The organism is Rahnella perminowiae (assembly GCF_019049755.1).
Lineage (GTDB): Bacteria > Pseudomonadota > Gammaproteobacteria > Enterobacterales > Enterobacteriaceae > Rahnella > Rahnella perminowiae.
Map to the genome: position 1 here is coordinate 1 of NZ_JAFMOS010000488.1, position 12,270 is coordinate 12,270.

12 protein-coding genes are annotated in these 12,270 nt (G+C 52.4%); 4 read left to right on the forward strand and 8 right to left on the reverse strand.

Annotation, left to right across the window (positions count from 1 at the left end; translation table 11 throughout):
• Window positions 1-126 precede the first annotated feature (126 nt).
• Complete coding sequence (phnC, locus tag J1785_RS09575; RefSeq protein ID WP_217219295.1) at window positions 127-963, reverse strand: phosphonate ABC transporter ATP-binding protein; 837 nt, start codon at window positions 961-963, stop codon at window positions 127-129.
• A 206-nt stretch (window positions 964-1,169) separates the two neighbouring features.
• Here phnC and dld point away from each other — a divergent pair, with 206 nt between their 5' ends.
• Window positions 1,170-2,861: a D-lactate dehydrogenase gene (gene dld / locus J1785_RS09580; RefSeq protein ID WP_217219296.1), complete on the forward strand. Its 1,692-nt coding sequence runs from the start codon at window positions 1,170-1,172 to the stop codon at window positions 2,859-2,861.
• Between the two features lie 87 nt (window positions 2,862-2,948).
• Here dld and J1785_RS09585 read toward each other — a convergent pair whose 3' ends face one another.
• On the reverse strand, window positions 2,949-3,539 hold the full coding sequence (locus tag J1785_RS09585) for a Yip1 family protein (RefSeq protein WP_129951942.1): 591 nt from the start codon (window positions 3,537-3,539) through the stop codon (window positions 2,949-2,951).
• A 177-nt stretch (window positions 3,540-3,716) separates the two neighbouring features.
• Entirely contained in the window at window positions 3,717-4,355 is a 639-nt protein-coding gene (locus tag J1785_RS09590) for a hypothetical protein (protein WP_217219297.1), read from the reverse strand.
• A 369-nt stretch (window positions 4,356-4,724) separates the two neighbouring features.
• Between J1785_RS09590 and J1785_RS09595 the strand changes: the two genes are divergently transcribed.
• Both J1785_RS09595 and J1785_RS27140 read left to right on the forward strand, forming a co-directional pair.
• Complete coding sequence (locus tag J1785_RS09595) at window positions 4,725-5,354, forward strand: aspartate/glutamate racemase family protein (protein WP_217219298.1); 630 nt, start codon at window positions 4,725-4,727, stop codon at window positions 5,352-5,354.
• A 108-nt stretch (window positions 5,355-5,462) separates the two neighbouring features.
• Window positions 5,463-5,546, forward strand: a complete 84-nt coding sequence (locus J1785_RS27140; protein ID WP_019105993.1) for a small membrane protein YohP — start codon at window positions 5,463-5,465, stop codon at window positions 5,544-5,546.
• Between the two features lie 191 nt (window positions 5,547-5,737).
• Here J1785_RS27140 and pbpG read toward each other — a convergent pair whose 3' ends face one another.
• From pbpG to J1785_RS09615, 4 genes are all read right to left on the reverse strand, one after another.
• Entirely contained in the window at window positions 5,738-6,676 is a 939-nt protein-coding gene (pbpG, locus tag J1785_RS09600) for a D-alanyl-D-alanine endopeptidase (protein WP_165383699.1), read from the reverse strand.
• A gap of 229 nt (window positions 6,677-6,905) precedes the next feature.
• A complete protein-coding gene (locus J1785_RS09605; protein WP_217139289.1) occupies window positions 6,906-7,331 on the reverse strand; it encodes a VOC family protein in 426 nt (141 codons plus the stop codon).
• A 50-nt stretch (window positions 7,332-7,381) separates the two neighbouring features.
• The gene (gene dusC / locus J1785_RS09610; RefSeq protein WP_217159345.1) at window positions 7,382-8,311 is read right to left on the reverse strand and encodes a tRNA dihydrouridine(16) synthase DusC; all 930 of its coding nucleotides are present in this window, start codon (window positions 8,309-8,311) and stop codon (window positions 7,382-7,384) included.
• 58 nt (window positions 8,312-8,369) lie between these two features.
• Complete coding sequence (locus tag J1785_RS09615; protein WP_129990553.1) at window positions 8,370-9,815, reverse strand: MFS transporter; 1,446 nt, start codon at window positions 9,813-9,815, stop codon at window positions 8,370-8,372.
• 121 nt (window positions 9,816-9,936) lie between these two features.
• On the opposite strand from J1785_RS09615, the gene J1785_RS09620 reads away from it, so the two are divergent.
• Complete coding sequence (locus tag J1785_RS09620) at window positions 9,937-10,584, forward strand: helix-turn-helix transcriptional regulator (RefSeq protein ID WP_129951955.1); 648 nt, start codon at window positions 9,937-9,939, stop codon at window positions 10,582-10,584.
• A 58-nt stretch (window positions 10,585-10,642) separates the two neighbouring features.
• Here the strand turns inward: J1785_RS09620 and rhlE are convergent, their stop codons facing one another.
• Window positions 10,643-12,067, reverse strand: coding sequence for an ATP-dependent RNA helicase RhlE (gene rhlE, locus J1785_RS09625; protein ID WP_217219299.1), 1,425 nt, complete (start codon window positions 12,065-12,067; stop codon window positions 10,643-10,645).
• Window positions 12,068-12,270 lie beyond the last annotated feature (203 nt).

Consider the following 12,270-nt stretch of genomic DNA (forward strand, 5'->3'; position numbering starts at 1 on the left):
GCATCGCGGTAAAAGAACCTGCTACGAAGACTGCCAGACGTAATAACTTCTTCATGAAATAATGACCTTGTGTAGATTGAGTGAAAGTAGAAATAAGCACTGCAAAAAAATAAATAACATTATTATTTAACTGTTTATAGCGTCGTGCTCTTCACCGTATAACTGATGCAAAATATCATCAGTTAACTGATCCGGATGTCCGTCGAAAATAATCTGCCCTTTCGCGATGCCGATAACGCGGGTGCAATAATCTTTCACCAGTTCAACCGAATGCAGATTGACCATCACGGCAATATTCTCTTCGCTGACTTTTTTCAGCGCATTCATGATGCGCAGGGTATTTTTCGGATCCAGTGACGCCACCGGTTCATCAGCCAGCAGGATTTTTGGGTTCTGCATCAGCGCACGACAAATCGCTACCCGCTGCATCTGGCCACCGGAAAGGTTTTCGGCACGCTGCAACGCATGCGGCAACATGTGCAGCCATTCAAGCAAAGAGATGGCACGGGCACGGTCTTCGTCGTCGAACTGATTAAAAAATGATTTGAACGTTGAGGTGTGACTGAGACGCCCCAGTAACACATTTGTCAGAACATCAAGACGAGGTACCAGACAGAAATCCTGGAAAATCATGCCACAACACGAGCGCCAGCGACGCAACGCTTTGCCGGTCAGCCCTGCCAGTTCCTGCTGTTCGCCATTTTCGTAATGGCATACCACACTGCCTTCTGTGAGCGGGATAGTCCCGTTGAGAACATGCAGCAGAGTGGATTTACCTGCGCCGGAACGGCCAATTACCGCCACGAATTCACCGGCATGGAGATCAAAATTGATGTCATTCAGGACACGCTGACCTGATTTGTAGAATTTCACGAGACCCTTGACGTCCAGAACCTTGTTCAGATGCTGTGGCCCGGTCTGAGGATATTCAGCCTGTGCCAGCTTAAGTTGAGCTTGAGCCATGTTGCTGTCTCTCGGTTGCTTTCGTTATCTGGCGTTCATTAAGCGCGAGTTTTATGACACATCAATGACGATTTAATGGACAGCGCATGACAAAAATGCAACAGATTAAGTGAAATTACCTAACCCATATCCCGAATGACGTTTAACTTAATAAGTATCATTTAAACCTATGATTAGATGGCATCACATTAAAAAAGGAAGATGAAATGGATAATCAGTCACTCATCGCCACGCTGAAAGAGATTGCAGGCAACCGCCACGTGTTGACCGGCGACAGCAATACCGAACGCTATCGTAAAGGGTTCCGCTCCGGTGGCGGCAAAGCGCTGGCGGTGGTTTTTCCGCAAACGCTGCTGCAACAGTGGCAACTGCTCAAGGCCTGTATCGCCGCCGATAAGATTGTCATTATGCAGGCCGCCAATACCGGCCTGACCGAAGGCTCGACGCCCAGCGGCGACGACTATGACCGCGACATTGTTATTTTCAGCACACTGAAACTGGACCAGATCCAGTTACTCGACGGTGGCCATCAGGTGATCGGTTTTCCCGGCAGCACGCTCTACAAACTGGAAAAGATCCTCAAACCCTACAACCGCGAACCGCACTCGGTGATTGGCTCGTCCTGCATTGGCGCGTCGGTGGTCGGCGGGATTTGTAATAATTCCGGCGGATCGCTGGTGAAACGCGGACCGGCATATACCGAAATGGCGTTGTATGCGCAGATCGATGTGCAGGGTGAATTGCAACTGATTAACCATCTGGGAATTAACCTTGGCGAAACGCCGGAAGAAATCCTCACACGTCTCGAAAGAGGCGATTACCGTGAAACCGATATCACGCATGATCAGCGCCTGGCCTCGGATCATGATTATGCTTCTCGTGTCCGCGAAGTTGATGCGGATACACCATCGCGTTTCAACGCGGATGAACGACGTTTATTTGAAGCATCCGGTTGTGCGGGTAAACTGGCCGTTTTCGCCGTACGGCTGGATACCTTTCCGGCAGAAACACAACAGCAGGTTTTTTACATCGGCACCAATGACACTGCGGTGTTGACAGAATTACGTCGTCAGATCCTGCGTGATTTCGTTAATCTTCCGGTGGCCGGGGAATATATGCATCGGGATATTTTCGATATCACCGAAGTCTACGGTAAAGATACATTTATGATGATCGACAAGCTTGGCACCGACAAAATGCCGGACATGTTTACTGCCAAAGGGAAGTTCGATGCGCACGCCAGTAAGGTTCCATTCCTGCCCAAAAATTTCAGTGACCGTGTGATGCAATGCCTGAGCAAAGCTTTACCTAATCACCTTCCCCCCCGCATGAAACAGTACCGTGACCGGTTTGAACATCACTTACTGCTGAAAATGTCCGGCCCCGGCATTGACGAGGCCCGAACCTTTCTGACACGTTTCTTTACTGAGGGTCAGGGGGATTTCTTTATCTGTTCTGCCGACGAAGGCAAAAAAGCTTTCCTGCACCGCTTCGCCGCCGCTGGTGCCGCCGTGCGCTATCACGCAGTACATGAAAAAGAAGTGGAAGATATTCTGGCGCTGGACATCGCGCTGCGTCGTAACGACCGCGACTGGTTTGAAACACTGCCGGAAGATATCAACAGTCAGCTGGTGGCAAAATTGTATTATGGCCATTTCATGTGCCATGTGTTCCATCAGGATTACATCGTCAAAAAAGGCGCAAACAGCAAGGCGCTGAAACACAAAATGTTAGCGCTGCTCGACGCTAAAGGTGCGGAATATCCCGCTGAACATAACGTCGGCCATTTGTATATTGCGAAACCCCATCTGAAAGAATTCTACCGACAGGCCGACCCGACCAACAGTTTTAACCCGGGCATCGGGAAAACCAGTAAGCTAAAAAACTGGCAGGATTGATACTTTCATCTCTTCCCCTGCGAAAGGGGTTAATACCTCCCTCCCCTTCGCAGGGGAGGGAGCAATGCAACCTCATCTCATCAATACTCAGAATAGTTGCGTTCCATAGCCCCACATGATCACCGTCAGAGCCAAAAGTAGTTCTAAAACCAGAACACCCATTGCCAGCGTTGAACTGGAGAACAGAAAACCTTCGCGCCGGTCGATATTGAGAAAGTTAGGGATGCCGAGATATAACAGATATCCGCTGTAACACAGGCCAATGAGTCCGACAAACAGACATAACCAGACCATCGGGTAAAGGGCTACGATCCCGCTGAGGAACATCGGGGTAGCAACATAGCCGGCGAAGACGATACAGCTGTTGAGTGTCGGCCGGCTATCATAACGACGCGCCATTCCATAGATAATCCGTCCCATAAGGGCAACGGCAGCAAGCATCAGAACATAGAAAACGACTGCGATATAAGACGCCGTGAACAGGGAAACCCTCAGCGTCTCGCCGTCACCGAAGTTCCAGCCCAGTTGTGTTGTTCCGATGAAAGAGCAGACTACCGGGATCAGCGCCATTAACAGAACATGATGTGAATACACATGTGAAACGGTTTCCCGCTCACGCTGGATTTGTTGCAGTTCGGGACCTGGATTGGATATCAGCCCCCAGACATGATTAGCCATGAAACACCCCCTTGTACGCCGAAAGCCGCCAGCAGCGTGCTGTAATAAACCTTCGGCAATGCCGTTCAGACAAGGGCATAAGGAAGGTGGCGGCCTGTCTATATTATAGTCGTTATTGCCAGTTTTGCTGGCACGGCCAATACAGTGTAATGGGTGATTAACCGCATCAGATCGCCTTTAGTGGATATAGCGTGCCGCCGTAAACGTCACGCCAACCAGTACAAGCATCATGCCAATAATCCATCGGGTCTGTGTAATCATGAGTTCATAAAACATTGTCTGCATTGCACTCATTGAAGCTTCAATCTTCACAAAACGTTGATCTATTTTGTCAAAGCGCTCATCCACTCGTTCAAACTGTTTATCCACTCGTTCAAACTGTTTATCCACTCGCTCAAACTGTTTATCCACCTGTTCAAACTGTTTATCTATCCGCACCAGATGGTCGTCAATTCTCAGCAGGTGCCCGTCGATACGTGCGATGCTCTGTTCGGTTTTTCCGACACGCTCACCGATATCGGTCACGACATCGGTGAGCGTGACCATCTGGTATTCCAGTTTTCCGACACGGAGATTCGTTTCTGTAACCACTACGGTCAGCTGGCTGACCTGCTGTTCCACCTTCCCCACACGCAGATTCAGCCCGGCGATTTCCTCACCATTTTTGATTCCCTGTTTTTCAATATTGTTGATCTGGTTTTGCATGAGCTTTTCCATGAATGATTTTCCTTTGTATTCTTCCGGCCACACAGGGGCGCCAGGAAAATAGAGCGTCGGATTGACGGGCGATAGCGTCCGTGTGCTGAGCTGATACATCGTTGTTGTCCCTTACATGAGCGTTCCCTGTTTAGAAATCCTTAATCTGCGTGAAGTGTGCACTGGATAAATAACCACCTCAAATCAATTTCCTTCTCGATAAATACGTCATTACTTATGTATCTATATATGGCTGAGTTGCATTGCCTGGCTGAATAAATACCAATTAAAATAGCCAGTTATGCTTTCCGTTAACAGGCCAAACTTAAAGGGACAACAAGCGGGTGCGGATGACGAAAATCATCACCCGTCCAGAGGAAACCCAGCATTTCCTGCCCGCATTAACGGATGAATATTTACTGGCAAAAACATCTGCGGCGCGGCTAAAAAATCATTAACGTAGAGTCAGACACTCATCAGGAGAAGGGTATGCGCATTACCTGCTTACACACAGCGGACAGCAATATTGCGGTATTTGAAAATACAGCGCGGGCGCTGGGGTTGGATCAGCATCAGTTCCGGCATGTTTCGCGGCCCGATTTACTGGCCGCAGCCGAAAAGGCGGGCGGGCTGACGGCGGAAATTCTTCAGCAGACGGCGGATGTACTGCTGGCATTGAGTGAAAATACCGATCGCGTTTTACTGACCTGTTCAACGCTGGGGCCTGCTGCGACACTTGCCAGTAAAAGCACCACAGTGCCGGTTTTACGTGTCGATCAGGCGCTGGCGGAACAGGCCATGAAAACGGCAGGCAATGTGGTCGCACTGTGCGCGGTCGAAACGACCCTGGAGCCAACGCGGCAGTTATTCGCGCAGGTAGAAAGACATCCGCAGGCACGGCTTAAAACCCGTCTGGTGGCAGGCGCATGGGAAAAGTTTAAACAGGGCGATCTGGCCGGATATTTACAGGCCATTGCGGTGGTGGCAGATGCGGAATATAAGCAAGGCGCGGCCTGCGTGGTACTGGCTCAGGCTTCAATGACCGGTGCAGCGCAACTGACGCAAATGGGTAAACCGCTCACCAGCCCTGAATGTGGTTTACGCGCGGCGCTGGCCTGAAAACGGCATACAGAAAGCAAAAATACCGCCAGACGCTATACTGATAAGGAATATCATTGGCTTAGCCGGATAGCCGATGACGACTGAAGATTATGTTAAGGAAAAAATATGAAAATTATTCTTTGGATCATCGCCATCATCTTTATCGTCGGCTTACTGACCCTTACAGGGGTATTTAAACTGATTTTCTGATCATCACATTCCGTCCCTGCAAACAAAAAGTCCGGCACATGGCCGGACTTTTTCAGTTTCATTAATAGCCAAAATAATTCGAGTCGCAGAAAGGCGGCAAGTCAGGGAGTCCCGATGAGCTGACATCAAGTCAGTGATTCGGGCGCCTGAGCGCAGCCAACGCATCTGCGGCCTGAAGTATGACGGGTATTTCAATCATCGGCCTCTTCGACCGAAGGCTGCGTTTTCTGCTGCTCTTTCTGCTTACGGTAGTTCCTGGCAATCTGCGGAACAGGCACTGCTTTGCCGGTTTCCATCCAGGTGCGCAGACGGTTGGCATCCGCAAAGGCAGTAAATTTACCGAAGGCATCCATCACGACCAGCGTCACGGGCTTGCCGTTAATGGTGGTACGCATCGCCAGACAATGCCCCGCTTCATCGGTATAACCGGTTTTGGTCAGCTGGATATTCCACGACGGATTCATGATCAGATGGTTAGTATTACGAAACGGCAATGCATACGCCGGATGACTGAAAACAGCCGTTTTTTCAGCAGTGGTACTCAGCTGACCGATCAGCGGATAGCGCTGGGAAGCCAGCAGCAGTCGCGTTAAATCACGCGCCGTGGAAACATTGCGTGGTGACAAACCTGTCGGTTCAACGTAATGCGTATGGGTCATGCCCAGCGATTTCGCTTTCGCATTCATGGCATTAATGAATGCAGAATAACCCCCGGGATAATGCGCTGCGAGGCTGGCTGCAGCACGGTTTTCCGAGGACATCAGCGCCAGCTGAATCATCTGACGACGGGTAATTTCACTGTTCAGTTTCACGCGGGAGAACACACCGCGCATTTCCGGCGTATTGCTGATATCGATATTGATCACTTCATCAAGTGGCAGATTTGCATCCAGCGTAACCATCGCGGTCATCAGTTTGGTCAGGGAGGCAATCGGCCTCACCTCATCCGGATTTCGGGAATAAATCACTTCGTGGCTTTTCAGATCCACCACCATGGCACTGCCGGAAGCGATTTGAACAATCGGGGCGACGGCCGGTTCATGCTTTGCAGCAATGGCGGCCGGGGCAGACAACATGCCTGTATTTAAGGCTAATAAGCTCAGAACCAAAAGACGGATTTTCACATGCATTGCTCTGTATTTAGAAAGTTGTCATTAAGATATGTCGTAACAGCGGGCGGAATTATAAGTGAGGCGAATAGTCTTAGCACCCGCAATTTTCAATTCTATTTGTCACAAAGTCTGTCACCAGCACCCGCAGACTCTGTAATGGCGAGTAAGTGAACACTTGCGTAAGGTGGCACTGAAAAAAATAAAGGGACACTCAGAAAGCGTCCCTTCGGGATACACAGGGGGAATATTATTGATTGTCGATCAGATAACTTATTTCCTGCCCGTATGAAAGTTCAAGCGTATTGCCATCCGGATCATCCAGAAAAGCCCAGTATCCCACCGGCGCGCCGGAGTCTGTGGGCTCCTTACGTAAAACGCCTGCGGCACGGGCTTCTGCAAGTTTGGCGTCCATGGCTTCTTTCGTCGCGCAGGCGACGCCGAGGTGGCCGAAAGGGCCAAGTCTGGTGTCGGTATTGTCCGGGTCTTCAGCCAGTACGATAGCAAAAAGGCGGGTCATGTCGCTCAGCCATGCGACGGGTCTGGCGTTGCTGCCCTTTTCCCCGCGCCGGTGGATCACTTTCATGTCAGCAAACTGCTGGTAGAACGCGATGCTGGCATCCAGGTCTTTGACGGCAAAAGCGATGTGGGTCAGGCCAATGTCTTTATTTTCCATGATACTTCTCCCTTTATAAGCGTTGCCGCGTGGAGAAGTCATGGCAGGGATCACCGGTTAATGCGTCCGGCAATTTCCTTTGACGTCTTCAGCACGCGCACTTCAGTAAATAACTCTGTCGCCTCTTCGTACTCTTTACGTAAATAACTCAGCCACTGTTTGATGCGCGCAACGTGATACAAACCGGTATCGCCCTGCTTTTCCAGACGGGTATATTTCTGTAACAGCGTCATGACGTCCGGCCACGGCATGCGCGGTTCGTTGTACTTCACCACACGACTGAGGTTAGGAATATTCAGCGCACCGCGTCCGAGCATCACCGCATCACACCCCGTGGTTTGCAGGCAGGCCTGAGCGCTTTCGTAATCCCAGATTTCACCGTTAGCGATCACAGGAATACTCAGACGCTGACGGATTTCGCCAATCGCAGCCCAGTTAATACGCTCCGGTTTGTAGCCGTCTTCCTTGGTACGTCCGTGCACCGTCAGTTCCGTTGCACCGGCCTGCTGCACGGCATCCGCAATTTCAACGCTGCGCTCCAGCGAATCCCAGCCGAGACGCACTTTCACAGTGACCGGCAGATGTGCGGGAACGGCTGCACGCATGGCTTTGGCACCCTGGTAAATCAGCTCAGGATCTTTGAGTAATGTCGCACCGCCGCCGCTGCCGTTAACCAGTTTGGACGGGCAACCGCAGTTGAGATCGACACCATAAGAGCCCAGTTCCACCGCACGGGCAGCGTTTTCGGCCAGCCATTGCGGATATTGGCCCAGTAACTGTACGCGCACTAATGTGCCCGAAGGCGTGCGGCTGGCGTGATGTAGTTCAGGGCACAGGCGATAGAAGGATTTGGCGGGAAGCAGCTGATCTACCACGCGCAAAAACTCGGTGATGCACAAATCGTAGTCGTTCACTTCAGTAAGAAGTTCACGGACCAGAGGATCAAGCACACCTTCCATCGGAGCCAGTAATACGCGCATCGCAGTTCACCCCTTAAAAATGACGCGCAAGATTACCGCAAGGCCCGTCGCCGGGCAATTACCCCTGAGATAAATCGCTGCTTAATGACGGTTTTGCCCCGCCCTGCAAGCGTCTGACCCTGACGGAGCGCCAGGCAATCCACACCGCCACAAGCGCAGGCACCGCAAACAGCAGGAACATCCAGAATGCCGCGCTGGCTGCACCATTATCCCCCTTATCAACACCTGCAAAGTTAGCCACCGTTCCGGCTAACGCCGCACCGAGCGCCGCCGCGAAAGATTGCACGACGGTTATCGACGCCCCGGCTTTTTCGCGATCATCTTCCGGTGCCTGTTGCAGTACGCGGGTCAGCAGATGCGGCCAGCCGAGGCCAATCCCAAAACCGGCCAGCGTCAGCCCGAGCACCACGCCACTGATATTCAACCACGGCAGCCCAAACGCGACCGGCACGGTGAACAGCAGTAAAAGCAGACCGGCAGCCAGAATCAATGGCCCGCAGATAATCGCGCCGTCCGCACGTCGTCCGGTCCAGCCGGAACTCGCCACTTCACTTAATGTCCAGCCTGCGGCTGCGGCGGCAGTAATGTATCCGGCTGCCAGCGGGGTCTGACCGTGTAAATGTTGCAACAGATACGGCACAAACAGTTCGCAGCCGAGGCCGATAATCAGCAATGTCATCACCAGATACAGACCATAGAGCGGTGAGGAACGACGTAAAGCGTTACGCGGCAGCAGCCTGACATCCGCCGTAAATTCGCGGTGGCGTAAGACGAGAATCATCACCACGGCAACCACAAAACCGAGCAGGTTAATCAGGCCGGAGGACGACAAACTGCCCGCCGACACCACTAACACGGCACCGGTCAGTAATGCCAGTTGCATCAATGGCAACGGCTCTTCCGGCTGCCTGTCGCGCTGGGATTTCGGTAAAATCCGCCATACCCACAGCCCGAACAGTGACGTGACCGGCAACAGCAAACCAAATGCCCAGCGCCAGGCGTGCAGTTCAGCAAAAATACCGCCTACTGCCGGACCGACCAGCGTCGCAATGCCCCACATCGCCGAAATCAGTGCCATCGCACGCGGCCAGAGAGATTCTTTAAACAAAAGATTGATCATCGCGTAGGACAGTGCGAATAAGAATCCGCCACCGAGGCCCTGCAGTGCCCGTCCAAGCAGTAATACCGGCATATTCGGCGCGGCCGTGCAAATAGCAGCACCGGCAATAAAAATACCTGTCGCCATCAGATAACTGCCCCGGGGTCCGGCGGTCCGCATCAGCCGCGCTGACAGCGCCGAGCCCAGAATGGAACACACAACATACAATGTGGTATTCCATGCATACCACGCCAGCCCGCCGATATCCTGCACGACTGAAGGGAGGATCGTGATAACGATGTAACTGTTAGTCGCATAAAGCGCGACGCCTGCGCTCAGGGTGATGGCGCTGCCCCGGTTTTCTGCACTAAATAAATCCGCCCATCCGTTCTGACTTCCCGACATTTTCTCTGCATCCCTTTAGTTTGTGCTTTCCACGCATTGAAGCATGTGGTGGTTATGATATGATTAAACCAAGAAAATACTTGGAATATGTTTTACGTAATCTAGAACCCGTCGAGGCTATATGTCAAGCAATGGCTTGGAAAATAAAAATGACGTCCGGCAAAGCGTCGCAGAGCGATTACTGACGCTGCTGAAAACCCGCGGAGAACTTCAGGCCAGCGATGCCGGATATCTGCTCGGCACTACCGGCGAAGCCATGCGCCAACAGTTTGTGAAGCTGGCAAAGGAAGGACTGGTGGAAGCCAGAGCCGTTTCGCAAGGTGTCGGCCGCCCGGCACAGTTCTGGCAACTGACCGCCGCCGGCCATGCGCGATTCCCCGATGCCCACGCGGATCTTACCGTACAACTTTTGCAACTGATCCGCACTTCACTGGGCGATTCAGCATTGGATCAGCTGATCACGTCGCGCGAAAACCAGACGCTGGAAAATTACCGGCAGGCAATGAATGGCGCGAATTCTCTGGAAGAAAAGCTACAACGGCTGACGGCTATCCGCACGCGGGAAGGTTACATGGCGGACTGGAAAATGCAGGAGGACGGCAGTTATCTGTTTGTCGAAAATCACTGCCCGATTTGTGCTGCCGCAACCACCTGTCAGGGATTTTGCCGGGCGGAACGTGATGTCTTCAGCGATGTGCTGAACGCCAGCGTCGAGCGTACCGAACATATTTTGCAAGGTGCGCGGCGTTGTGCTTATGTCATCAGGTAGATTACAGACGAAAAAAAACCGCCGGTGAAGGCGGTTTGATTGCAGGGCAGCCGGAAACTTATTTGTTGCCGCTGCCCGCATTGCCGGTGCGACGCTGGCCTGCATGCGCAGGACGCGAACGTGCCGGACGGTTTTCAGCAGAACCACGGTTTTCTGAACCACGATTTTCAGAGGTGCCGCTGCGCTGGCCGTTGCCGCCCTGACGCGGAGCGCCTGAACGGGGTGCACCGGAACGTGGTGCACCGGAACGTGGTGCGCCCGGACGCTGCCCCTGACGAGGCGCGCCACGACCGCCGCCACCGTTGCCCTGACGACCATTGATGATCGGCTCAGCTTTAATGCTCGGATCTGGCTCGTAGCCTTCCAGCGCGATGCGCGGAATTTCACGTTTCAGCAGGCGTTCGATATCACGCAGCAATTTGTGTTCGTCTACGCATACCAGAGAAATCGCCTCACCGGTGGCTTCCGCACGGCCGGTACGGCCAATACGGTGAACGTAATCTTCCGGTACGTTTGGCAGTTCATAGTTGACCACGTGCGGCAGCATATCAATATCCAGACCCCGCGCAGCGATGTCTGTTGCCACCAGAACACGAATAGAACCGGCTTTAAAATCAGCCAGTGCACGGGTACGTGCGCCCTGACTTTTATTACCATGAATAGCCGCAGCCGTGATGCCATCTTTATTGAGTTGCTCAGCCAAATGGTTTGCACCATGTTTGGTACGGTTGAATACCAGCACCTGTTTCCAGTCGCCTTCACCGATCATCTGAGACAGCAATTCTCTTTTACGTTTCTTATCAACAAAATGAACGCTTTGTTCAATTTGCGCAGAAGCGGTGTTGCGACGTGCGACTTCGACAGAAGCCGGGTTGGTCAGCAACTTGCTCGCCAGACCTTTAATCTCATCAGAGAAGGTAGCCGAGAACAGCAGGTTCTGGCGCCTGGCAGGCAGTTTCGCCAGCACGCGACGGATGTCGTGAATAAAGCCCATGTCCAGCATGCGGTCGGCTTCGTCCAGCACCAGAATTTCAACCTGAGATAAATCAACAGCACGCTGATGTTCCAGATCCAGCAAACGACCCGGCGTTGCAATCAGCACATCTACACCACCGCGCAGTTTCATCATCTGCGGGTTGATGCTCACCCCCCCAAATACCACCAGCGAACGCAGGGTCAGGTATTTGCTGTAAGCCTGAACGTTTTCACCAATCTGCGCCGCAAGCTCACGGGTTGGGGTCAGGATCAGCGCACGAACCGGGCGACGTCCTTTGAATTGCGCGTTGGTATGGCTGAGCATATTAAGCAGCGGCAAAGTAAAACCAGCGGTTTTACCGGTACCGGTCTGCGCACTCGCCATCAGGTCACGACCTTCCAGCACGACAGGAATAGCCTGACGCTGGATAGGTGTAGGTTCGCGATAGCCCTGTTCTTCAACAGCACGCAAGATTTCGGCACTTAAGCCGAGGGAATCAAATGACATATAAGGAAAAGCTCCAGTCCACTCTAACCCGAACGGGGTTCGGTGCAGTTTCAAGAGTGGATGATCAGACGAGGCAAATGAGGCATTACCACGAGGATTCGGCACAAACTGCAGTGCGCCAGTTGCGTCGATACTAGCACAAAACGCCGCGCTGCGTGAAGTTATCTCCGTTGCGGCTGTAACTGACGGTTACAGCCGCAGAC

Coding starts and splice junctions, on each gene's coding strand:
- rhlE (WP_217219299.1), bottom strand. CDS start 12,067: ATGTCATTTGATTCCCTCGGCTTAAGTGCCGAAATCTTGCGTGCTGTT.
- phnC (WP_217219295.1), bottom strand. CDS start 963: ATGGCTCAAGCTCAACTTAAGCTGGCACAGGCTGAATATCCTCAGACC.
- J1785_RS09620 (WP_129951955.1), top strand. CDS start 9,937: ATGTCAAGCAATGGCTTGGAAAATAAAAATGACGTCCGGCAAAGCGTC.
- pbpG (WP_165383699.1), bottom strand. CDS start 6,676: ATGCATGTGAAAATCCGTCTTTTGGTTCTGAGCTTATTAGCCTTAAAT.
- J1785_RS09585 (WP_129951942.1), bottom strand. CDS start 3,539: ATGGCTAATCATGTCTGGGGGCTGATATCCAATCCAGGTCCCGAACTG.
- J1785_RS09590 (WP_217219297.1), bottom strand. CDS start 4,355: ATGTATCAGCTCAGCACACGGACGCTATCGCCCGTCAATCCGACGCTC.
- J1785_RS09615 (WP_129990553.1), bottom strand. CDS start 9,815: ATGTCGGGAAGTCAGAACGGATGGGCGGATTTATTTAGTGCAGAAAAC.
- dld (WP_217219296.1), top strand. CDS start 1,170: ATGGATAATCAGTCACTCATCGCCACGCTGAAAGAGATTGCAGGCAAC.
- J1785_RS27140 (WP_019105993.1), top strand. CDS start 5,463: ATGAAAATTATTCTTTGGATCATCGCCATCATCTTTATCGTCGGCTTA.
- J1785_RS09595 (WP_217219298.1), top strand. CDS start 4,725: ATGCGCATTACCTGCTTACACACAGCGGACAGCAATATTGCGGTATTT.
- J1785_RS09605 (WP_217139289.1), bottom strand. CDS start 7,331: ATGGAAAATAAAGACATTGGCCTGACCCACATCGCTTTTGCCGTCAAA.
- dusC (WP_217159345.1), bottom strand. CDS start 8,311: ATGCGCGTATTACTGGCTCCGATGGAAGGTGTGCTTGATCCTCTGGTC.